The organism is Aquisalimonas sp. (assembly GCF_007120195.1).
Taxonomy (GTDB): domain Bacteria; phylum Pseudomonadota; class Gammaproteobacteria; order Nitrococcales; family Aquisalimonadaceae; genus Aquisalimonas.
Window position 1 is genome coordinate 11,931 of the sequence record NZ_SKOG01000247.1, and the last position, 21,673, is coordinate 33,603.

Annotated in this window: 19 protein-coding genes; 13 read left to right on the top strand and 6 right to left on the bottom strand. The window is 63.7% G+C overall.

Features of this window, described 5'->3' with window-relative positions:
- Positions 1-4 precede the first annotated feature (4 nt).
- From QZT63_RS17405 to QZT63_RS17420, 4 genes are all read left to right on the top strand, one after another.
- The gene (locus tag QZT63_RS17405) at positions 5-811 is read left to right on the top strand and encodes a hypothetical protein (protein ID WP_290652950.1); all 807 of its coding nucleotides are present in this window, start codon (positions 5-7) and stop codon (positions 809-811) included.
- Positions 808-2,103 (top strand): serine hydrolase domain-containing protein, encoded by a 1,296-nt coding sequence (locus tag QZT63_RS17410; protein ID WP_290652951.1) that lies wholly within the window; start codon positions 808-810, stop codon positions 2,101-2,103. The genes QZT63_RS17405 and QZT63_RS17410 overlap by 4 nt, the downstream gene beginning before the upstream one ends.
- A gap of 77 nt (positions 2,104-2,180) precedes the next feature.
- Positions 2,181-3,074, top strand: coding sequence for a CbiX/SirB N-terminal domain-containing protein (locus QZT63_RS17415; RefSeq protein WP_290652952.1), 894 nt, complete (start codon positions 2,181-2,183; stop codon positions 3,072-3,074).
- A 433-nt stretch (positions 3,075-3,507) separates the two neighbouring features.
- Positions 3,508-4,899: a hypothetical protein gene (locus tag QZT63_RS17420; RefSeq protein WP_290652953.1), complete on the top strand. Its 1,392-nt coding sequence runs from the start codon at positions 3,508-3,510 to the stop codon at positions 4,897-4,899.
- Between the two features lie 119 nt (positions 4,900-5,018).
- Here the strand turns inward: QZT63_RS17420 and QZT63_RS17425 are convergent, their stop codons facing one another.
- Positions 5,019-5,561 carry a hypothetical protein gene (locus QZT63_RS17425; protein ID WP_290652954.1) on the bottom strand — a complete coding sequence of 181 codons (543 nt, stop codon included), beginning with the start codon at positions 5,559-5,561 and terminating at the stop codon, positions 5,019-5,021.
- Positions 5,562-6,331: 770 nt separating this feature from the next.
- Here QZT63_RS17425 and QZT63_RS17430 point away from each other — a divergent pair.
- From QZT63_RS17430 to QZT63_RS17440, 3 genes are all read left to right on the top strand, one after another.
- The gene (locus QZT63_RS17430; RefSeq protein ID WP_290652955.1) at positions 6,332-7,966 is read left to right on the top strand and encodes an acyl-CoA synthetase; all 1,635 of its coding nucleotides are present in this window, start codon (positions 6,332-6,334) and stop codon (positions 7,964-7,966) included.
- Positions 7,967-8,110: 144 nt separating this feature from the next.
- Positions 8,111-9,493, top strand: a complete 1,383-nt coding sequence (locus tag QZT63_RS17435; RefSeq protein ID WP_290652956.1) for a solute carrier family 23 protein — start codon at positions 8,111-8,113, stop codon at positions 9,491-9,493.
- A 63-nt stretch (positions 9,494-9,556) separates the two neighbouring features.
- The gene (locus tag QZT63_RS17440; protein WP_290652957.1) at positions 9,557-10,009 is read left to right on the top strand and encodes a universal stress protein; all 453 of its coding nucleotides are present in this window, start codon (positions 9,557-9,559) and stop codon (positions 10,007-10,009) included.
- Positions 10,010-10,211: 202 nt separating this feature from the next.
- Here QZT63_RS17440 and QZT63_RS17445 read toward each other — a convergent pair whose 3' ends face one another.
- Both QZT63_RS17445 and uvrB read right to left on the bottom strand, forming a co-directional pair.
- On the bottom strand, positions 10,212-11,234 hold the full coding sequence (locus QZT63_RS17445) for a histone deacetylase family protein (RefSeq protein ID WP_290652958.1): 1,023 nt from the start codon (positions 11,232-11,234) through the stop codon (positions 10,212-10,214).
- A 198-nt stretch (positions 11,235-11,432) separates the two neighbouring features.
- A complete protein-coding gene (gene uvrB / locus QZT63_RS17450; protein ID WP_290652959.1) occupies positions 11,433-13,457 on the bottom strand; it encodes an excinuclease ABC subunit UvrB in 2,025 nt (674 codons plus the stop codon).
- Between the two features lie 365 nt (positions 13,458-13,822).
- Here uvrB and QZT63_RS17455 point away from each other — a divergent pair, with 365 nt between their 5' ends.
- From QZT63_RS17455 to QZT63_RS17470, 4 genes are all read left to right on the top strand, one after another.
- Positions 13,823-15,010 (top strand): pyridoxal phosphate-dependent aminotransferase, encoded by a 1,188-nt coding sequence (locus QZT63_RS17455; protein ID WP_290652960.1) that lies wholly within the window; start codon positions 13,823-13,825, stop codon positions 15,008-15,010.
- A 72-nt stretch (positions 15,011-15,082) separates the two neighbouring features.
- Positions 15,083-15,880 (top strand): DeoR family transcriptional regulator, encoded by a 798-nt coding sequence (locus QZT63_RS17460; RefSeq protein WP_290652962.1) that lies wholly within the window; start codon positions 15,083-15,085, stop codon positions 15,878-15,880.
- A gap of 440 nt (positions 15,881-16,320) precedes the next feature.
- On the top strand, positions 16,321-16,638 hold the full coding sequence (locus QZT63_RS17465; RefSeq protein ID WP_290652964.1) for a hypothetical protein: 318 nt from the start codon (positions 16,321-16,323) through the stop codon (positions 16,636-16,638).
- A 69-nt stretch (positions 16,639-16,707) separates the two neighbouring features.
- Entirely contained in the window at positions 16,708-17,289 is a 582-nt protein-coding gene (locus QZT63_RS17470; RefSeq protein WP_290652966.1) for a DJ-1/PfpI family protein, read from the top strand.
- Positions 17,290-17,472: 183 nt separating this feature from the next.
- On the opposite strand, the gene QZT63_RS17475 is transcribed toward QZT63_RS17470, so the two are convergent.
- From QZT63_RS17475 to QZT63_RS17485, 3 genes are all read right to left on the bottom strand, one after another.
- Positions 17,473-17,922, bottom strand: coding sequence for a universal stress protein (locus QZT63_RS17475; RefSeq protein ID WP_290652967.1), 450 nt, complete (start codon positions 17,920-17,922; stop codon positions 17,473-17,475).
- A gap of 63 nt (positions 17,923-17,985) precedes the next feature.
- Positions 17,986-19,680, bottom strand: a complete 1,695-nt coding sequence (locus QZT63_RS17480) for an AMP-binding protein (RefSeq protein ID WP_290652968.1) — start codon at positions 19,678-19,680, stop codon at positions 17,986-17,988.
- A gap of 450 nt (positions 19,681-20,130) precedes the next feature.
- A complete protein-coding gene (locus tag QZT63_RS17485; RefSeq protein WP_290652970.1) occupies positions 20,131-20,859 on the bottom strand; it encodes an HAD-IA family hydrolase in 729 nt (242 codons plus the stop codon).
- A 226-nt stretch (positions 20,860-21,085) separates the two neighbouring features.
- Here QZT63_RS17485 and QZT63_RS17490 point away from each other — a divergent pair, with 226 nt between their 5' ends.
- Positions 21,086-21,280, top strand: coding sequence for a hypothetical protein (locus QZT63_RS17490; RefSeq protein WP_290652972.1), 195 nt, complete (start codon positions 21,086-21,088; stop codon positions 21,278-21,280).
- A 79-nt stretch (positions 21,281-21,359) separates the two neighbouring features.
- Positions 21,360-21,673: A24 family peptidase (locus QZT63_RS17495; protein ID WP_290652975.1), on the top strand; the 314-nt coding region annotated here is incomplete at its 3' end.

Genomic DNA, 21,673 nt, shown 5'->3' on the forward strand with positions numbered 1-21,673 from the left:
GGCCTTGCGAGAGTGGCTCATCATCCAGCAGCTCTACAGTGAATGCTCGCGAGCGCGCATCCTGCTGGCGCTGTTGACCCATGACCTGCGCAGTTCCTCCGGAATGGCACTCGGCGTCTGCCTCGTATCCGGACTGACGGCGCTGGCCGTGCTACCGATCCTGACGGAGGGTTGGTGGACAGCCATCAGTGTTGGCACCGTCGTGCTGATCGTCGGCCTACTCGGTGGCCTTGTGCTCGAGGACAGGGCCGTCGCCGCATTCCAGTATCGGCACAGCGCGCTCCACCTGAACGGGTTGCTGCGGCGCTATCGGCGCGGCGCGCTGGGTGCGCGGTATACCCTGCTCTGCGAGCGCCTCCGGGACACCGATTACTTCTGTTGTGAATCCCTTGAGCGCGCACTGCGCTGCTGCGATGCGGAGCTGGAGATGCAACGCCAGGGTCAACCACAAACGAGCAGCCTCCCCGGTGGATTGGCCCTGACGGTCTCTGTGGGGCTGCTCGCGGGAGCCCCACACCTCGCTTCGCACGGCATGGACGCGCTCGCGTATGGGACGGGACTGCTCAGTGCCGGGCTCGCGGCAGTGCTGATCGCCTGGCGGGCGGCGCAGCCGGCGATGGGCCAGAAGGAACAGTTACGCTGCCTGCTTGTCTGGGCCCTGGAGGAAGCTCGGTCAGCGTCTGTCGAGCGGCTTCACGCTGCGCGGCCAGCTGGCACGGCCCCGGTCATGGCGAGCGGGGCCGTGCCCACATCGCCCAGGCATACCCCAACCGCACGGATTCAAGTACCCTCGGAGGCTACTTCCCCATGACACGACAGGAGTTGCGGGCGTTGCAAACGGTATCCCCCGAACAGGCAGGACTCTCCAGTGAGCGCCTGGGCCGCATCAGCCGCTGGATGCGGGACCATGTCGAGCGCGAGCTGCTCGCCGGCGCGAGCGTTGTGATCAATCGCGGGGGCGAGACCGCCTGGTTCGACAGCACGGGCTCGCTGGATGTCGAGACGAAAACGCCTGTGCAAGCGGACTCGATCTTCCGCATCTACTCCATGACCAAACCCGTCACCAGCGTCGCTGCGATGATGCTCTACGAACAGGGTGCTTTTCAGCTGGACGAACCCATCGCGCGATTTCTCCCTGAGTTCAAAAACATGCAGGTGCTCGTCAGCGGCAGCGTGGACGAGCACCAGTGCTTGCCGGCCCGCAGCCTGATCACGATGCGCCATCTGCTTACGCATACCGCCGGCTTCACCTACGACTTCTTCATGGCCTCGCCAGTGGATGCCCTGTATAACCGCCACGGGATCAGCTTCGCATCAGGAAGATACGAATTAGCGGAGATGGTGGAACGGCTGGCACAGTTACCGTTGCTCTTCCACCCCGGCACCCGTTGGAATTACGGCGTCTCGACCGACGTCCTCGGGCGCATTGTGGAAGTCATCTCTGGCAAGCCCCTGGATCAGTTCTTCCAGGAATACATTTTCCACCCCCTGGGGATGCCTGACACCGCGTTCGCCGTGGACCAACAGCGGCTTGACCGCTTTTCAGCCATGTACACATCCAGCACGCGAATGCCCCCGCCGCGCGTCGGCCCGGAGCCGACACTGCTTGCTCCCGAGCTCACAGGTGGGCTGAAGTTGTTTGATCCGGCGGCGGGCGGGCGTTTCGAGGCGCCGGTGCGCATGTTCTCCGGGGGCGGCGGGCTGACATCGACGATCCCCGACTATCTGCGCTTTTGCCTCATGTTGCGCAACGGCGGCGAGCTGGAGGGCGCCCGCCTGCTGGGGCGTAAAACGGTGGAGTTCATGCGCAGCAATCACCTGCCGGGCACCATGGCGGACATGGGCGAACCGCGCTTCAACAACTGCCACATGGGTGCCGGCCTGGGCTTCGGGCTGGGTTTTGCTGTGGTGCTCAACCCTGCCCGCGCGGAAAGCATGGGCTCCGAGGGCGAATACTTCTGGACCGGCATGGCCAATACCCAGTTCTGGATTGACCCGGCGGAGGACCTGATCGTCATCCAGATGGCCCAGCTCATGCCATCGACCCTTGTCCCGATGCGGCGTGAGCTGCGATCGCTGGTCTACCAGTCCATCATCGACTAGTGTTCTGGTTTGTGAGCCCGCGATTTCGGCACACACTTGACTCAATCAGAATCCTGGCACGGGAGATCCGCTCGCCGATGCGCAAAGTCTTCCTGGTCGACAACGGCTCTCTGCGCCCCTCGTCCACACTGAACCTGCGGCGGGTAGCCGCAGCCCTGACCACACGCACCAGCGTGGAGGTGGAGCCCGTCTCGCTGCTGCACTCCAACAAGGTGCCGGCAGCGGACCTGGGCGGTGAAGCCGCCAAGACGTTCGGCCCCACCGCGACGCGCTGGGCCAAGCATGGCGTCGATGACATCATCATCCTGCCGTTTTTCTTCGGGCCCAGCCGGGCGCTCACCGACTACGTGCCCGAGCGGGTGCGAACACTCCAGGAAAACTGTCCGGATGTGCGTGTTCGCGTTGCCCGGCCGCTGATGGATCTACACGGCACCACAGACCTTCGGCTGGCCCAGATTCTAAAAGACGGGGTACTTGCGGCCACGGGAGAGGATAGACCGGCGGTCGCACTCGTGGACCACGGCAGCCCGATCCCTGAGGTCACCGCCGTGCGCAACGTGCTGGCGGGACAACTGAGCGTGCTGCTCGCCGGCCAGGTCTCGCGGGTGACCGGCGCCTCCATGGAGCGTCGGGAGGGCGACGCATACCGTTTCAATGAGCCGCTGCTGGAACGCTTGCTTGACCGCCCGGGCTTCCGCGACCAGCACGTGGTGGTGTCAATGCTGTTCCTCTCCCCGGGCCGCCACGCCGGCGAGGATGGCGATGTGGCAACAATCTGCAACGATGCGCAAGCCCGGAACCCCCGGCTGCGAACGACGATGACGCGCCTCGCTGGCGAGCACGATACGATTGTGGACATCCTCGCAGACCGACTTCACGAGACCGTCAACGATGGCCCCATCCTGCTGGAGCAGCGGCCTGAGCTGACACGCGCGATTGCAGGCGAACAGCGATTCCCTGGTGTCCAGTAACCGCATCACCTCGGCCATGTAAGGCTCCAAAACGCCGGTGTTGCTTTTCGGAACATGACCGGACTTCGCCGCCAGAGCACGCATCTCCACCTCCGTCCGCTCGCGGACAACCGCGGCTCGCTCTTCGGAGCTACGGGAATCCTCTGCGAGCTCTTGCACGGCGTCCATCCACATCCCGCTGCGTCTCCGGGATCGCCTGCGCCATGGCCGACAGCGGCGCATGGACACAAGCCTTTCCAGTGGGCTACATTGACGACACGATAATGGCTACTGCCCAAGGATTGGTCGCACCAGCATTCGCGCCCTACCGACCCCTACACGTCCCGCCACGCAGGAGCCTTGAGCAGAGGATTAAGGAAGATCGCGCACCGGCTGATCCAACGGCTACCCGCGCCGACACGCCGGTGTATTCGCGCTTTGAAGGAGCAAGCAAATGCGTGCATACCGTCGTCGAGCCACGGCAGCTCTGATCGCCGCCGGCGTTCTGGGTCTGGGGGGATGTTTCGGCAGTGGCAACAGCAGCCGTGGTGGTGACGTTGAAACGCGCCCCCACGACCAACGTGAGTTTGTCATCAACACGGAGCGATCGGACCCCCTCGAGGAACTGCCGGGGCTCCCCACGCAGCGCTGGACCGGCGAACTCAATGGGGCCGCCTACCACGTTGAAGTCCCCGAGCGCGACTGGAACGAAATCCTTGTGATGTACGCCCACGGTTTCCGGGGCGATGACAAGGATCTGTACGTCTCCAACCCTCGGATCCGCGAGTTTCTGATCGAGCAGGGCTTTGCCTGGGCGGCGTCGAGCTTCAGCACCAACTTCTACGATGTGCGCGCCGGAGTCGAGGACACCAATGCCCTGGCACTGGCCTTCCAGGAGATCGCCGCGGAGAACGGACGCGACGACCTGCCCGCCCCGTCGCGACAGTACATCATGGGGATCTCCATGGGCGGTCACGTAACGGCTGCAGCCATCGAGCAGGAAACGCGGCAGACCGCCAACAACGTGGTGGACTACCAGGGCGCCGCCCCGTTCTGCGGGGTCATGGGCGACACCGAGCTATTCAACTATTTCCTGGCCTACCACCTCGCCGCCATGGAACTCGCCGAGGTCGGTACACGGTTCCCCGTGCCGGAACAGGATGCGCCAGACATCGTCGCGGCGATTCGCGACCACCTTTGGGAGGATTACCCGGAGGAGGTCAATGCGCGGGGCCAGGAACTCAAGGACGTGCTGATGCACCTCTCCGGTGGCGAGCGGCCGGGGTACGCGGCCGCGTTCGCCGGATGGCAAGACCTACTGCAAGGCTTCATCGCAGACGACGGCACCATTGACGGCATTCTCAATGCCAACGTCCTGGATACCAGTGGAATCACCTACCGGGGTGCCGACGGCACACCAACGGATTTCAACGATGACATCCTGACCGTGAGGCCGGACGACGGCGCCAATGCACGCCGGGCCGACGGCCTGCGCTGGATCCCCAGGGTTCTCGGCCAATTCAGCGTTCCCGTTGTCAGCACCCACACCACTGGTGATCTATTCGTTCCCTTCAGCATGCAGCAGATCTACGCCCGGCGTGCCAACGAGAACGGCAACGATTCCCGCCTGGTGCAGCGCGCCGTCAGGACGACGGGGCATTGCGATTTCACCGTGCAGGAAAAAGTCGAGTCGTTCATGGCGATGCACGAATGGGTAGAGACTGCGGACAAGCCGACCGGGGACAACATCCTTGACCCCGGCATCGTGAGCGATCCGGATTTCGGTTGCGAGTTCACGACGGCCGATCGCCTGGACCAAGGCATCGGGCCATGCCCCACTGAGTGACACATCCTTGCGCGACAGGCATGAGACATGAAATGGCCTAATGGTATCCCATCAGGCCTTTACGACCGTCCAGAGTCGCTCATCCCGGCGAACGCCCGAGACCGCAACCCCGCGGGCGCCTACTCATCCATCACCCGCATGATGGCGTCCCGATTACGGCGGACGGCCTCAACATCGCTTTCCGGGACATCCTCGAACATGCCAGAGAGCATTTCCATTTGACTTGTCATCTGCTCGCGCATCTGTGCCTTTTGCTCATCCGACAGGTGCGGGGCGTCCTCGATCTCCTGCAGCGCTTGTTCCATTTCGCGCTCCATCTCCGGGCTGACCCCGCTCTCAGCGGCCATCATGGCACGAAAGATCCGACTGCCGGTTGCGGACCATTCGTCCACGTCGCTGTACCCGTGGCGCTCAATTATCTGCTCCGCTTCGCGGTGTTCCCGAACCGAGTCCGACAGCATGCTCTCGAAGTCCAAGTCTCCCGGGTCCACGTCGGCATCGAACTCCTCCTCGTCCAGGTCTGGCTGCGCTTCACCCCACTCCTGCAAATCCTTCATGGAACCGAGCCATTGATCAATGGCCGCATCATCCAGGGCATGGGCATTTGCGAAAACCAGCACACCAGCAAGAGCGAGCGCAAGCCCGGTCAGTCGTATCGACATAAAAGCATCTCCATTCCGTGATCCTAGCAGCGACGTACAGACACCGCGTCCACTCTAATCGGCCTGAGCAGCACTGGCCACACCAAAATTGGCCACCAAGCGTGGGAGCTCCCGCATATCACCTGACCGCCCAACAGGGGGCTCACCAGGCGCGTGTCGCGGGAGGCGACATTCGCCCTGGAGTCCGGATCGACTGGGTGCTGATCCGCATACCGAGGGCCAGAATCGCTGGCTCTGACAATCGCAAAGCATTGCAGCCCCGCGAGCGGCAGCCGAAACTGGTGACGCCCGGTGTGGCGTTGCTCTGCGGTCACGCCGAAACCCGGGGCACGAGCCGTTTGAGGGCGTTGTCCGCTTGCGGGCACGCGGCGCGACGCAAGAGTTTCTTGATTTTTGCGCAAACGCGATTACTACTGTTACAGGCGAAGCCGTCTGGCGCGTGGTTGTATTGCAGTCACCGTGGCTACACCCTTGATGGAGGCGTCACCCTCTCGCCACACGCGGCCGGCCCCGGATGGCCACAGCGCGCAGAGCACGGCATTACAGGGAGCCAGTGGCGATCACGCCGCTCTGCAAGCCTTGCCGCGAGTGTTGTCCGGGCCCGCGCGTTCAACGGCTCATCGATGATCAGTATGGGCATGGGGAGACGGCATCCGGCGGGTGTCGCGGTTATTGAGCCCGAAGCCCCGTCAGGCGGCGAGATCAAAGGTCCTGATCGAATCAGGTCGTGCATCGCACAAGACCATCAAGACTCTCGGAGGAGACACACCATGCAGACGGCTCAATCCATCTTCGAGCAGCACCTGGGGCAAAACCCGGCCAACTACACACCCCTGTCGCCGCTGACCTTCATCGAACGCGCGGCAAGCGTTTATCCCGAGCGCACAGCCGTGATTCACGGCGCCGTGCGCCGCACCTGGGCGCAGACCTACAGCCGTTGCCGGCAGCTCGCCAGCGCTCTTGAGGGCCGCGGAATCGGCAAGGGCGACACCGTGGCGGTCATGCTGCCCAATACCCCTGAAATGCTGGAAGCGCATTTCGGCGTTCCCATGATCGGCGCCGTTCTGAACGCCCTGAACGTGCGCCTGGACGGTCAGACGATTGCGTTCATGCTGGGCCACGGCGAAGCGAAAGCCCTGATTGTGGACCGGGAATTCGGCGCCATCATCAAGGACGCCCTCGCCCGGGTCGAGCGGGAGATTCTCGTCATCGATGTCAACGATCCGGAGTACGGTGAGAGCGAGCCTGTTAGCGACCTCGACTACGAGGCGTTGCTGAACGAGGGCGATCCTGGGTACGCCTGGCAAACACCCGAGGATGAGTGGAACGCCATTTCCCTGAACTATACCTCCGGGACGACCGGCGACCCGAAAGGCGTGGTCTATCACCATCGGGGCGCCTATCTGAACAGCATCGGCAACATCATGGTCTGGGACATATCCGGCCACCCCACCTACCTGTGGACCCTGCCCATGTTTCACTGCAACGGCTGGTGTTTCCCGTGGACCATCACCGCCTGCGCGGGGACCCATGTGTGCCTGCGCAAGGTTGAGCCGGAGAAAATCCTGGACCTCATCCGAGAACACCAGGTGACCCACATGTGCGGCGCGCCCATCGTGCTGAACGCCATTCTCAATGCGCCCGAGTCCTCCAAGCAGGGCATCGGTCACGGGGTCAAGGCCATGACCGCCGGCGCCGCTCCCCCGGCACAGGTCATCGGCGGTGTCGAGGCGATGGGCATCAGCGTCAACCATGTCTACGGGCTGACCGAGACCTACGGGCCCGTCATGGTCTGCGCCTGGCACGAGGAATGGAATGAGTTGCCCCTGCAACAGCGCGCCCGCTTGAAGGCCCGCCAGGGCGTGCGCTATCACACACTGGGCGGCGTCATGGTGGCGGATTCCGAGACCCTGGAGCCCGTGCCCAAGGACGGCGAAACCATGGGCGAGATCTTCATGCGCGGCAATACCGTCATGAAAGGCTATCTCAAGAACCCCAGCGCCACGGACAAGGCCTTCAAAGGGGACTGGTATCACACCGGGGATCTGGCCGTATGGCACGCCAATGGTTACGTGGAAATCAAGGACCGCCTCAAGGACATCATCATTTCCGGCGGTGAGAACATCTCTACGATCGAGGTGGAGGACACCCTTTACCGCCATCCAAGCGTCATGGACGTCGCGGTTGTGGCCCGCCCCGACGAGAAATGGGGCGAGGTCCCCTGTGCTTTCATTACGCTGCGCCCCGGGCATGAGGACACGACCGAAGAAGACATCATCAAATTCTGTCGCGAGAATCTGGCGCGCTTCAAGGCACCCAAGAAGGTGATCTTCGGAGAGCTGCCGAAGACATCGACCGGGAAAATACAGAAGTTCCGCCTAAGAGACCAGGCCAAGGCCGTTTGATCACTCCAGTGGCGGGCCGCCCACCCGGCCCGCCACACACGTCAAAAGCGGGTGACGCCCCGCCCCCTCTAGTGGCCCGCGCCGTTGCGTCGCAGGAGCGGCCGTTGATCGATCGCTGAGTGCTCCGGAGGAGGAGGAATCCTGATGCAAGTCTACAAACGCGAACACGGGCAAGAGCAGCCGTACTGGCCGGCTGGTCCCTTCAAAATCCGCCTGCCGTTTGTGCATTACCGCTGGGAAATGCCGGAGATGGTCCAGGCGCTGATCATGTTCGTGGTCAGTCTGGGCATGATCCCGCTGCTGGAGCAGTATCTTGGCCTGCCCTACGATGTAGCCCTCGCTTACGTGGTGGTCTGCGGTATTGGTTTCATGCTGCCGGCGCTGCTCGGCGTGCCCTTCATTCCCGGGTGGATCACGCCCGCGATTCCCGTGGTCGTCCTGTTCCTGGGGGATTTCGAGCCCGGCACCGAGGCGATCCAGGCCATGTTCGCCCTGCAGTTCCTGGTGTTTCTGATATTTCTGATACTCGGCATTACCCGACTCGGCACAAAGCTCGTCAACATCATCCCGCGATCGATGAAGGGCGGCATTATCATCGGCGCCGGCATCGCCGCCATCATCGGCGAGATCCAGGAAGGCGGCCGCCTGGCGCAGACGCCCATCTCGCTGGTCGTCGGCGGCATGCTTTGTGCCTATCTGATGTTCAGCCTGTCGTTCAAAGGGATGGTCGAGCGCTACGAGCTGGCGAAAAAGGTCGCCAACTACGGCATGGTCCCGGGTATGATCGTCGCCATCGTGGTCGGCTTTTTAGTCGCCGAGTATCCATTCCCCGACATCGAGTTCGGCATCACGCGCCCGGCCTTTGCCGAGATGTGGGGCTATCTGCCGTTCATGGTAGGCTTCCCGGGGCTGGACATCTTCATGTTGGCGATCCCCACCGCGCTAATCGCCTACATCATCGCGTTCGGCGATATCATCGTCGGCAAGACGCTGATCGAGCGCGTTGATCACCTGCGCACGGATGAGGCCATCGACCACGATGTGGATCGCGTCCACCTCGTCACCGCCATCCGCAATGCCATGCACGCGTTTTTCGCACCCTACCCGGGCCTGGCCGGTCCGATCTGGACGGCGGTTGCTGCCACCATGGCGGAGCGCTACAAGTATGGCCGAAAAGCCATGGATTCCATCTACAGCGGCGGGGGCACCTTCTGGATTACGGGTTTTATCGCCCTGTTCATCCTGCCTTTGGTGTCGTTCTTTCAACCGGTGTTGCCGATCGCCCTGTCGCTCACACTGCTGCTCACCGGCTATATTTGCATCATGGTCGGCTTGGAGCAGCTTGAGTCCCAGGTCGAACGGGGTGTCGGCGGTGTCATGGCTGTCGTTCTCGCCGTCTACGGCGCAGGTTGGGGCCTTGCGGCAGGTGCGCTGCTGTATCTGTTCGTGGAAAAGGCCAATCTGTTTGGTAGAGAACCCCGCGACGAGAGGGGTCGACGGCCTGCTCAGAAGGCGGACGAAGAGTAATCAGCCGGCCGCGGCGCCCCACGGTGGCGCCGCGGGGACCAGCGGAGATGAGGAATTAGTGCCATGAACCAGAATACGTTCTACAGTCGGATCCTTCTCCCCGTCGATGGGTCCGAGACCGCCAAACGGGCGAGACGAGCCGCCGCGGACCTGTCCAGGATGAGCGGCCAACCCATCACTGTCCTGAGCGTGATTGTCGATCGGGACATCATGCCCTCGGAACTCATGGGTCCGGGAAAGATCAGCACCAAGGATATACAGGAATCCCGGCGGCGGGAGGCGCAGGCGACTGTCAAGGCAGCCGCGGACGCGCTACGGGAACAGGGGCTGACCGTCGACGAGGAGATCCTTGTCGGAGACCCGGCTCAGGAGATCATCCAACGCACCCGGGAAGTCGATGCCCCGGTGGTCGTCATCGGTCGGCGTGGCCTGACTGGTTTTCGCGAACTGGTGATGGGCAGCGTAAGCAACAAGGTGGTCCACTATGCCGAGTGTCCGGTGCTCGTGATCAACTGAAACAAGACAGCAAGCCACCGCCCTGCTGCCCAGCAGGGCGGTTGTTCGCGCCACGCCGCGCCAAACACTGGCCCTCCACCGGTCAGGCATACCTGCGTTGCCCGCGCACCAATCCCAACTCGCCCCGCTCAGCGCATTCAGGGGCAACGTGAGAAAGCCTCGGGCCGTTCGCCCCGGGCTCCGGCAGGCGCCCGGTCAAACGCTAACGCACCGCCAGCAGCCCGGAGAAAAACTGCTTCGTATTCTCCGTGAGGCTCTCCAGATGATAGCCACCCTCCTGCACCACCAGCATCGGCGCATCAACGCCGCCCACGGTCTTCGCCAGACGGTTGAAGCCTGCCGAGGACACGGCGACCTTGGCCTGTGGGTCACGCTCATAGATGTCGAAACCCAGTGTGACGATAAGCAGGTCCGGCTCGAACACCTTAATGCTGTGCATCGCCGTAGCCAGCCGGTCGAAGAAGGTCTCTTCCGGGGAACCGTGAGGCATCGGCAGGTTGATGGTGTAGCCGTATCCGGCCCCCTCACCGCGCTCATCATCGTGGCCGCTCACCACCGGGTAGAAGTTGGTCGGATCACCGTGAATGGAGATGTACAGGGTGTCATCCCGAGTGTAGTAGAGCTCCTGTATGCCCTGGCCATGATGTACGTCCGGATCCAGGATGGCGATGCGCGGATACCGCTCCCGCAGGGCCTCGGCGGCGATGGCGGCGTTATTCAGGTAGCAGAATCCACCCGCCGCGTCGTAGCGGGCATGGTGCCCGGGCGGCCGGCATACCGCGTAGGCCTCTCGCGCGCCTTTGCGCAGTTCGTCCGCAGCTGAGAGCGCAGTCTGGGCAGACCAGTACGCGGCTTCCCAGGTCTTGTCCCCGATCGGGCAACTGCCGTCCGCCTGGTAACGAGCGGATTCGGCCAGAATCCCGCGCAAAGAGTTCGGTGAGCGGACGAAGACGTTGGACATCACCTCCTCACCCCAGTCGTCGGGGATCTGCTTCCAGCGCCGATGGGCGCTTTCGAGGAAACGCAGATAACCGAAGTCGTGCACCCGCGTGATCTCGCGCATGCCGTGATCCACCGGGCGCTCCACCTCAATGCCAACGGCCTCCAGGCCCTTGAGGATATACCCCGTGCGCTCCGGGATTTCCAACGGCGTACGCATCTGCCCGCGCGAGAGATAACTGCGCGGGATGTGGCCATCCTGCATCGGATCGAAAAAGGCTTTCACGTCGTCACCCCTTGTTATTGGCAGAGTTTTTGGCAGAAACGCTTCTGGGTGGAAGACGCCAGCATCACGGTGAGCGCGTCTTCCAGGACAGCGGCGGAACCAGGCGAGTTGTCCCCTGCGCACTCAATACCACACAGATGCATTACAAAGGAACCACCCCGAACGGTCCGCCACCCCCTGCCTGTAACAGCCCCTGCGTCAAGCCGACTTGACGTCCGGCCGTTCCAAGGCGTAGTGCTCCAAACGACGCACCTCATCGCGCAATCGCCCTGCTTCCTCGAACTCCAGATTGCGGGCGTGGGCGTACATCTGCTGCTCCAGCTCCTTGATCCGCTTGACCGCCTGGGCCGGGGTGCAGTCCGCGTAGCGTGCGGCCTCTTCCGCCACTCGGGCCTCGTGCCTCAAGGGCTGCGGAACGCCAGCGCCGCCGCGCTCCATGACATCGGCCACGGCCTTGCGGATGGTCTGCGGGGTGATCCCGTGGGCTTCATTATGGGCAATCTGCTTGGCGCGCCGACGCTCGGTCTCGTCGATGGCCGCGCGCATGGAATCCGTCACTTTGTCCGCGTAGAGCATGGCCTTACCTTCGGAATTGCGCGCGGCACGGCCGATGGTCTGAATGAGCGACCGCCCCGAGCGCAGAAAGCCTTCCTTGTCCGCATCGAGAATGGCCACCAACGAGACCTCCGGAAGATCCAGCCCCTCGCGCAACAAGTTGATACCCACCAGCACGTCGAACGTCCCCAGGCGCAAGTCGCGGATGATCTCCATGCGCTCGACGGTGTCGATGTCCGAGTGCAGATAGCGCACGTGAACGCCATTCTCCGCGAGGTACTCCGTGAGATCCTCGGCCATGCGTTTGGTCAACGTGGTGACCAGCACCCGCTCATTGCGACTCACACGATCGCTGATCTCGCCGAGCAGATCATCCACCTGGGTAATCGCGGGTCGCACTTCGATCTGCGGGTCGACCAGTCCCGTGGGTCGGACCACCTGATCCACAACCTGACCGGTGTGGCGGGCTTCATACGGCCCCGGCGTGGCCGAGACGAAAATCATTTGCGGCGCCAGCCGCTCCCATTCGTCGAAGCGCAGCGGGCGGTTATCCAGGGCCGAGGGCAGGCGGAACCCGTAGTCCACCAGCGTCGTCTTGCGCGCCCGGTCACCCCGGTACATGCCGCCAATCTGCGGGATGGTGACGTGGGACTCATCAATGAAGAGCAGACTATCGGACGGCAGATAATCGAACAGCGTCGGCGGCGGCTCGCCCGCCTGGCGGGCCGAGAGGTAGCGGGAGTAGTTCTCGATGCCGTTGCAATAGCCCAATTCCTGCATCATCTCGATATCGAAGCGGGTGCGCTGCTCAAGCCGCTGCGCCTCCAGCAGCTTGTCCTGGGTGCGCAGCTCGTCCAGGCGCTCGCGCAGCTCCTGCTTGATCTCCTCGATGGCATCGACAATGGTCTTGCGCGGCGTCACGTAGTGCGTCTTCGGGTAGACGGTCACGCGGCTGACCTTGCGCAGGACCTCGCCCGTGAGGGGATCGAAATGGCTGAGCGCCTCCACCTCATCATCGAAGAGTTCCACGCGCACCGCCTCGGACTCGGACTCCGCCGGATAGATGTCGATGACCTCCCCACGCACCCGATAGGTGCCCCGGCGCAGCTCCGCGTCGTTGCGCGTGTACTGGAGCTCGGCCAGCCGGCGCATGATCTGCCGCTGCTCGGCGACATCGCCCCGGACCAAATGCAGCACCATGCTGAGGTAGGACTTGGGATCGCCCAGGCCGTAAATGGACGACACCGAGGCCACGATGATCGTGTCGCGCCGCTCGATAATGGCCTTGGTGGCGGACAGTCGCATCTGTTCGATGTGCTCGTTCACCGAGGCGTCTTTCTCGATGAACGTATCCGAGGACGGCACGTACGCCTCGGGCTGGTAGTAATCGTAATAGGAGACGAAATACTCCACGGCGTTGCCCGGGAAGTACTCCCGCATCTCGCCATAGAGCTGGGCGGCCAGGGTCTTGTTCGGCGCCAGTATCAGCGCAGGTCGCTGCTCGGCCTCGATGAGATTGGCCATGGTAAAGGTCTTTCCCGACCCGGTGACCCCGAGCAGCGTCTGGTGATACAGCCCGTCTCTCAGTCCATCGAGCAGCTTGGCAATGGCCTCGGGCTGATCGCCCGCGGGCTCGTAGCTGCACTGCACACGAAACGGCTTGGTCATAGGGTCAGCAACTCCACCGGGGCGAATGGACCACTCACTTGCGAACTGGGCAAGCGCGTAAGGCGCCTTCCGCCTGGGTGAGACTGCGCGGACGGCGGAATTTCGCACCGGCGGAAGGCCCGTATCGGGCTTGGCGCGGGCAGGCCGAACCCCAGACACCGGAGCCTAGCAAAGTTGATGCGATCCCCGGAAGCGCCTGGTCATCGGGGTAAATACGCCTGCAGGGAGAGGGGGAAAAGCGTTTCCTTCATGTGGAGCATCCTTTCCATTATCATTAACCGAGACGCTTTACCCAGCGGAGACCTGAGTACCGGGTCCCGCGGGTGAGTCAACTTAAACCGTCCCGGAACCCGTCGGAGAACAGCTTGGACAACTCGCTTGCAATCCGCGTTCAGCGCGTACGACCCTCTCCCACCCTGGCGGTGACTGCGCGGGCGGCAGAACTGCGCGCCGCCGGCAAGGACATTATCGGCCTCGGGGCCGGGGAGCCCGATTTCGACACCCCGGATCATATCAAAGAGGCTGCGATCCAGGCGATTCATGCCGGGGAGACCAAGTATACCGCGGTGGACGGCACCCCGGCGCTGAAACAGGCAATTCAGAAGAAGTTCTCGGAGCAAAACGCGCTGGATTTCGAACTCGAGCAGATCATCGTCTCGGCGGGTGCCAAGCACAGCATCTACAATGTGATGCAGGCGATCCTTGACTCAGATGACGAAGTTGTCATCCCGGTACCCTTCTGGGTCTCTTATCCAGACATGGCGCGCCTTGCCGACGCCGTGCCCAGGGAGATCGAAACCACCAAGGAACAGCGGTTCAAGATCACGCCGGAGCAGCTGGAAGCGACGCTGACCAGCAAGACGCGGCTGGTGGTGCTCAACAGCCCGTCCAACCCGACAGGGGTTGCCTACACGCGCGCGGAGCTGCAGGCGCTCGGCGCCGTGCTCGAGGAGTATCCCCGAGCGCTCATCCTCACGGACGACATTTACGAGCACATTCTCTGGGCGAATGAGCCGTTCACAAACATCGTCAACGCCTGCCCGGGGCTGAAGGAGCGCACCATCGTCATCAACGGCGTCTCCAAGGGCTATGCCATGACGGGCTGGCGCATCGGCTACGCCGCCGGCCCGAGGAACGTGATCGGCGCCATGAAGAAGATCCAGTCACAGAGCACATCGAACCCCTGCTCCATCGCTCAGGCGGCGTCGGTAGCAGCGTTGACGGGGGATCAGGGGTGCATCGCCCCCATGCTCAAGGCCTTTCGTGAGCGGCATGATTTCGTCGTCAACGCCCTGAACGCCATCAACGGTGTCGAGTGCCTGGAAGGCGATGGCACGTTCTACTGCTTTCCACGGGTCCAGAGCGCTATCAAGAATTTAGGGCTCAGGAACGATGTCGAGTTCGCCGAGCACCTGATCAATGAGGCCAATGTCGCACTGGTGCCGGGGTCGGCGTTCGGCCTTGAGGGTTACGTCCGAATCTCCTTTGCGACGGGCATGGACAACCTGGTCACGGCCATGGATCGCCTGGGGAACGCTTTAGGGGAGCGCTGAACAATTACCGCGGTGGCGAAGTGAACACGCCACCCGTTGCAACCCAGCGACCGAACCGCTAAGGTTTCGATTATGAACTTCCGGCAGAACGAACTCGTACAGAAGGTTCGCGAGCAAGGCTTCGTTTCGATTGAGGATCTCGCGCAAGTCTTCGACGTTACACCGCAAACCATTCGGCGAGACGTCAACGTGCTGGCCGGCCAAGGCCTGCTGCGGCGCTATCATGGAGGTGTGGCGCCGGCCTCCGGCGCCGAGAATGTGGCCTACATCGCCCGCTGCGGCCTTCTTCTGCCGGAGAAGCAGCGGATCGCGGCGTTGCTCGCCGAGCACATACCCAACCGGTCGTCGCTGTTCATCAACCTCGGCACCACCACCGAGGCGGTCGCGGCGGCCTTGACGGGGCACACGGGGCTGCGGGTGATCACCAACAACCTCAATGTGGCGACCATGCTCTGCAACGACCCCAGCTCCGAAGTCGTCGTTGCCCCCGGCGTTGTACGCGGGCGGGACCGCGGTGTGACCGGTGAGGCAACCATCGATTTCATCCGCCAATTCAAGGTGGACTACGGCGTCATCGGCATCTCCGGCATCGACCCGGACGGCACCCTGCGCGACTTCGACTACCGCGAGGTGCGCGTGTCCCAGGCCATCCTCGCCCATTCGCGGCGGGTGTTTCTCGCGGCTGACCACAGCAAGTTCAGCCGCGATGCCCTGGTGGAACTCGGCCACCTGTCCCAGATTGACACCCTGTTCACTGACGCACCCCCGCCACCAGCCATGCTCCCCGTACTGGAGGAAGCGGGTGTTACGGTGCGGGTCGCCGGACCCGCCAGCACGAGGAGCGAACCCGCCGCATCGAGCGGTGGCTGAAAGCGCGCGAAGCCCCACCATCTTCTGCACCCGCTGCCGCCACGTCGACGTCCCGTTTCCGGGAAATCTCAGACCGTTGCCGCCTTCTCCTCACGCACTGCGCTGACCGCAGCGCTGCGGTGAGCTGAATACAGCCCTTCCTCCCAGTCAACCGACATCAGGAATCTCCGCCCCACCAGCGCCGCGTCGCAGCCAAACCTCGGCCTGCGGTTTGCTACGCGAACATAGTGAACATTAATTTTTCATTTATGTTGTATTTCAAATCCACTTGCCGTAGCATTCTACTCATGTTGTTCGGTTGTGATCGGTTTTGATCGTTTTATGACATGGATTCAGTGCACTCCCGGCGCAACGTTCAGGTGCTGCACCCACAGCGCAGCGCCCCACCGAGACCTGAGGCGGACTGAGAGCCGCGGGTTAAAGCGAGGAGGAGACAATTCATGCCGGCGGGTTATGCCATCGCCGTAACGCCACGCGGCGTCACCGTCAGCGCGTGCAGCCGACGGGACGGCATCGCCCGGAACGTCACACCGCGGGAACTCGATGAGCTTGTGGAGGAGATGGCCCAGGCCCTGACCGACGCCCTGACCCGGCCGACTTTGGTGGGCACCGTCGAGGCCGCCGCCGCAGTGGGACAGCACCACCCGGACTGCGCGCCTGAATACGCGCAGAAGAATCGCAACCTTTCGGGACAAGATCACCCGCGCCGCCACCGCCAGGGTGCCAAGGCCCGACAGACCCGCGAGGCGGCCGGCTAACCCCCGGCCGGAACCAAAGCGAAACGGGGTGTCACGCCCTGACATACTGATACAACAGGAGTAATTCCCATGGCTGCAAAACGCATCCTGATGCTGGTCGGCGACTTTGTTGAGGACTACGAAGTAATGGTCCCGTTCCAGGCCCTGATGATGGTGGGCCACCAAGTCGACGCTGTCTCCCCAGGGAAATCGGCAGGTCAGTCGATCAAGACCGCCATACACGACTTCGAGGGCGACCAGACCTACACCGAGAAACGAGGCCACAACTTCACCCTCAACGCGACCTTCAGCGACGTCAACGCCGCCGATTACGACGCCTTGCTGGTCCCCGGCGGACGCGCGCCCGAGTACCTGCGCCTGGACCCGCAGGTGGTCGACATCGTGCGCCACTTCGCCGCCATGGAGAAGCCGATCGCCGCGGTCTGCCACGGCGTCCAGATCCTGGCCGGCGCGGGCGTCATGAAGGGGCGGCGCGTTGCTGCCTACCCGGCCTGTGCCGCCGAGGTGCGCCTCGCATGCGGAAGGTATGCCGATATCGCCGTCGATGCGGTTGAGACCGACGGCAATCTGGTGACCAGCCCGGCCTGGCCCGGGCATCCGGCCTGGCTGGCGGCATTTCTGCTGGCGCTGGGCACGCGCATTGCCTTGTAGCGATCAACCAGCGGATGCCTGCGGCCATTCCCGTCCAACCCCCGCGCCAGCCCCAGGCTGGCGCGGGATCCCTTGCGCATCCGAGCGCTTGCCACCGTGGTGGCCTGCTACCGCGGGGACCGCACCTGCGGGACGAGCCGGCACATGCCCCGTGTTGCCGGTACCCGAGCGGGCGCAGCCGCCTCAATTCACCACAAGCACCGGACAATCCGCTGTGTGCGTGACTTTGTGGCTGACGCTGCCCATGAGCAGCTCGCGAAAACCGGTGTGACCGTGCCGACCAATGACCACCATCGGTGCCGGGTAGTCGTGCGCGACGCGCATGATGGTCTGGGCCGGATCGCCCTCGGTGACGATCTCTTCCACCGTGACCTGCTGTTCCTCGAGTTTTTTCCTGGCATTCGCGGCGATCTCGGCGAAGTGTTCCTTGCGACCCGCCTTGATGTCCTTCCGGGAGGTCCTCATGGCCGCCAGCTCGGCGGGCATCTCTTCGTCCTTGTCGTCCACTGTCAGGACGATGACTGGCAAACCCAGTCCCGACGCGACGCTGCCGGCGACCCGGGCTGCCCGCTGACTCTGCTCGGAGCCGTCGGTCGCCAGCACGATGTGTGAAAAGCGGTCTTCTATTGCCATACTGCGGACCTCTCGTTTGGGGTGATGCGGTTGTTGTCGGGCCACGCTCGCGCAGCGCCACGCTCAGGCATTCTTGTCGCCATCGAGTCCCAGCTCCTCGACCATCTGCTCGCGGATGAGAAACTTCTGGATCTTGCCGGTGACGGTCATCGGGAACTCGTCAACGATGCGAATGTAGCGCGGAATCTTGTGATGGGCGATCTCCCCGCGGGCGAACTCCCGCAGCTCCTCCTCCGTGGCTTTCGCGCCGGATCGCAAGCGAACCCAGGCGCACAGCTCCTCGCCGTAGCGGCTGTCCGGCACGCCGACCACCTGCACGTCCTCCACCGCCGGATGGGTGTAAAAGAAATCTTCCACCTCACGGGGGTAGATATTCTCGCCGCCGCGGATGACCATATCCTTGATGCGGCCAATGATCGAGCAGTACCCCTGTTCATCGATGACGCCCAGATCGCCTGTGTGCATCCAGCCCTCCGCGTCGATGACCTCCGCGGTCTTCTCCGCATCACCCCAGTAGCCCTGCATCACGCTGTAGCCGCGCGTGCACAGCTCGCCGGGCTCGCCGGGGGCGACGATGTTGCCGGCGTCATCGACGACCTTGACCTCCAGGTGGGGGTGCACCCGGCCCACCGTGGACACCCGCCGTTCGACCGGGTCCGTGGCCGAACTCTGGAAGCTGACCGGGCTGGTCTCGGTCATGCCGTAGGCGATAGTCACCTCGCCCATGTTCATTTCGTTGATCACCCGCTTCATCACCTCCACCGGGCAGGGTGAACCCGCCATGATGCCGGTGCGCAGGGACCCCAGATCGAACGTCTGGAAGTCGGGGTGGGCAAGCTCTGCATTGAACATGGTCGGCACACCATAGAGGCCGGTACAGCGCTCGGCCGCCACAGTCCTGAGCACGGCCTCGGGTTCGAACGCCTCGCTCGGGTAGACGACACAACTGCCGTGGGTGAGGCAGGCGAGATTGCCCATGACCATGCCGAAGCAGTGATACAGCGGCACGGGCACACACAGCCGGTCCGCTTCGGTCAGCCGGATGGTCTCGCCGACGAAAAAGCCGTTGTTAAGGATGTTCCTGTGGGTGAGGGTCGCGCCTTTGGGGCTGCCGGTGGTGCCGCTGGTGAACTGGATATTGATCGCGTCGTTGCAGTCCAGCTCGCCGGCGATGCGCCCGAGCTGATCGACGTGCTGCTGACGGGCGTGATCCGGAAGATCGACAAAGCGCAGCATGCCCGAATGGTGCTGCTCGCCCAAGGTGGCGACCAGCCGCAGCTCCGGCACCTTGGCCGCCTGCAGACGGCCGGGCTCGCTGTCTGCGAGCTCGGGGGCAATGCTCTGGATTATGTCCACGTAATCGCTGGTCTTGAACGCCGGCATACTGATCAGCGCCTTGCAGCCGACCTTGTTCAGCGCAAAGGTGAGCTCCGAGCGCCGGTAGGCCGGATTGATGTTGACCAGGATGACCCCGATCCTCGCGGTGGCGAGCTGGGTGACCAGCCACTCCCAGTTGTTGTGCGACCAGATACCGAGCCGGTCACCGCGCTCCAGCCCCAAAGCCAGCATTCCCGCAGCGTAGGCGTCCACGCGCTCCTTGAGCGCCTGGTAGCTCAGGCGAACGCCCTGGTGCGCGGAAACCAGCGCCTCGCGCTCACCCCAGCGGGCCGCCGAGCGGTCCAATTGCTCACCGATGGTATGTTCAAGCAACGGAACTTCCGTTGATCCCACGACAAAGCTGCGCTCCAGTTCGGACATGAGCGTCTCCTGCTGTCAGCCTCCGTCCAGGCGATGGTCACTGCGATCATGAGCCTATCGCTCCCGCTCTCGCATTGCCGATCAGCTCTGCTGGCGAGCTGTTTGCCAGCGCCGATCTACCGTTCGCAGTGCACTGTCGGCGTAGCCGAACGGCGTAGATCCATTTTCCATGGTGACGCCCTCGGCTGCCAGTGTTGGGATACTCGCCGTGCCCCCGGCCGCCGCTACCAGGACCAGGACAGCCGGCGAAAACGCCCAGCCAGTGGCAAGAGCGGGAACATGGGCGCAATTGGGGCATGCTGCCACGGTGCCTGCCATTGGTCTTGCGCCCGCAGCTCGCCACCGCAGCGCCACTTCCTGCGCGGCCTTACCGCAGCGCCGCAGGAAAACGGTGGTCTCTGCGCAGGCATTGTCGACGATAATAATCTCCTGCAGAGACACCTGCCTGCGCTAACGCAGGACGAACCGCTGCAATCCGGCCAGATCGTGGATGATGCCGCTGTCGGCAGCGAGCCCAGCGTCGGCCCCGGCACGCTGCAGGTGGAGGGCATGCAGCCCCGCCGCCTGAGCCCCCTGCACGTCTTCACGGAACGAGTCGCCCACGTGCAGCGTGGCATCCGCCACTGCGCCCAGACGCTCCAGGGCGTGTCGGAAAATGGCCGGATCCGGCTTGGCGACGCCGACCCCTGCCGAATAGACGATGGCACCCACCCGCGACTCCAGGCCGAGGCCGCGGCAGATGGGCAGCAGCCGCGCGTCGAAGTTGGAGACGATGGCGGTCGGCACCCCCGCGGTCTGCAGCCGGGTGAGCACCGCCAGCGTCTCCGGGTAGGTGCACCACAGCGCCGGGTCGGCGAAGGCGGCGTAGACGGCGTCGAAGAACGCGTCGAACTCCAGTGGGCCAAGATCGGCCATGACCCGTCGCACGAGCTGCCCCCACCACGCCCGGTCCACCGCCGCATTGTGCGCGGGCGCGCCCGGGCGATAGGCGGGCGCGGGCATGGCCGCAAACCCCGCCCGAAAGCGGGCCTCCAGCGTGGCCGCGAGCCCCGGGAAGGCTGACAGCCCGTGGGCCACGGCGTAGCGCGCGTAGATCGCCCCCACCGCCTCGCGGGGGCGAAACAGCGTGCCCGCGGCATCCAGACAGACCGCCTCGATCGCGCCACCCGCCGCCGTCATGGCCTCATCCCGTGCTCGCTGTCCATAGCTGCAGTGTAGCGTCCCTGCCGGAGGCCTTTGCCACCGGGGCCTTACGGCCGCCGCGCAAGATAGTTCTACCGCACTGCAAGATACTCCAAGCGCACACGACCCGGACCGGGCAGGCTGAGTCACGGGGCATTTCTCCCCGCCAGGCGGGCCGCCCGCGGCGGCCGGGGCCTGGACAACTCACTTGGAGGTAAGACCCATGAAACACAAGCTTTTGGTTGGAATGCAGCGCTTTCTGCGCGAGGAAGAAGGCACGGAGGTCGTGGAGTGGGCCCTGGTTGCGGGGCTCATCGTGGCCGTGGGTGCTGGGATCTTCTTTACGATCGGAGAGCACGTGCAGACTCATCTCGAGGCTCTGCGGGACGTCATAGATCCGACCTACGACGGGACCTAAGTAAGCAAACGGTCCAGGGGAGGCGCTGGCGGGGCCTGGGCCTCCCCTGGTTTTCCCTCAAGGGTGGGAGAGACAACCAATGATGACCCGGGTCGACGCTGCCGAATCCCTGCTCCCCGTGCTGCTGCTCGGCGTGGTTTGGCTGGCGCTTGCGTTCGATGTGCGCCAACGGCGCATTCCCAACGCCCTCACGTTCGGTGCCGCGGCGATGGGCGTAGCGGCACAGGCAATGCTGGGCGGCACCACCGGGCTGGTCACGGCAGTCACCGGCCTCGCCGTCGGCCTGGCCATCCTGCTCCCCGGTTATCTAATGCGCACCACCGGCGCCGGCGACGTCAAGCTGATGGCGGCCGCCGGCACCTTTCTCGGGCCGTTCTGGGCGCTCGTCGCGGG

Coding starts and splice junctions, on each gene's coding strand:
- QZT63_RS17475 (WP_290652967.1), bottom strand. CDS start 17,922: ATGGCAATAGAAGACCGCTTTTCACACATCGTGCTGGCGACCGACGGC.
- QZT63_RS17480 (WP_290652968.1), bottom strand. CDS start 19,680: ATGTCCGAACTGGAGCGCAGCTTTGTCGTGGGATCAACGGAAGTTCCG.
- QZT63_RS17410 (WP_290652951.1), top strand. CDS start 808: ATGACACGACAGGAGTTGCGGGCGTTGCAAACGGTATCCCCCGAACAG.
- QZT63_RS17425 (WP_290652954.1), bottom strand. CDS start 5,561: ATGTCGATACGACTGACCGGGCTTGCGCTCGCTCTTGCTGGTGTGCTG.
- QZT63_RS17420 (WP_290652953.1), top strand. CDS start 3,508: ATGCGTGCATACCGTCGTCGAGCCACGGCAGCTCTGATCGCCGCCGGC.
- QZT63_RS17490 (WP_290652972.1), top strand. CDS start 21,086: ATGAAACACAAGCTTTTGGTTGGAATGCAGCGCTTTCTGCGCGAGGAA.
- uvrB (WP_290652959.1), bottom strand. CDS start 13,457: ATGACCAAGCCGTTTCGTGTGCAGTGCAGCTACGAGCCCGCGGGCGAT.
- QZT63_RS17430 (WP_290652955.1), top strand. CDS start 6,332: ATGCAGACGGCTCAATCCATCTTCGAGCAGCACCTGGGGCAAAACCCG.
- QZT63_RS17485 (WP_290652970.1), bottom strand. CDS start 20,859: ATGACGGCGGCGGGTGGCGCGATCGAGGCGGTCTGTCTGGATGCCGCG.
- QZT63_RS17470 (WP_290652966.1), top strand. CDS start 16,708: ATGGCTGCAAAACGCATCCTGATGCTGGTCGGCGACTTTGTTGAGGAC.
- QZT63_RS17465 (WP_290652964.1), top strand. CDS start 16,321: ATGCCGGCGGGTTATGCCATCGCCGTAACGCCACGCGGCGTCACCGTC.
- QZT63_RS17435 (WP_290652956.1), top strand. CDS start 8,111: ATGCAAGTCTACAAACGCGAACACGGGCAAGAGCAGCCGTACTGGCCG.
- QZT63_RS17440 (WP_290652957.1), top strand. CDS start 9,557: ATGAACCAGAATACGTTCTACAGTCGGATCCTTCTCCCCGTCGATGGG.
- QZT63_RS17460 (WP_290652962.1), top strand. CDS start 15,083: ATGAACTTCCGGCAGAACGAACTCGTACAGAAGGTTCGCGAGCAAGGC.
- QZT63_RS17415 (WP_290652952.1), top strand. CDS start 2,181: ATGCGCAAAGTCTTCCTGGTCGACAACGGCTCTCTGCGCCCCTCGTCC.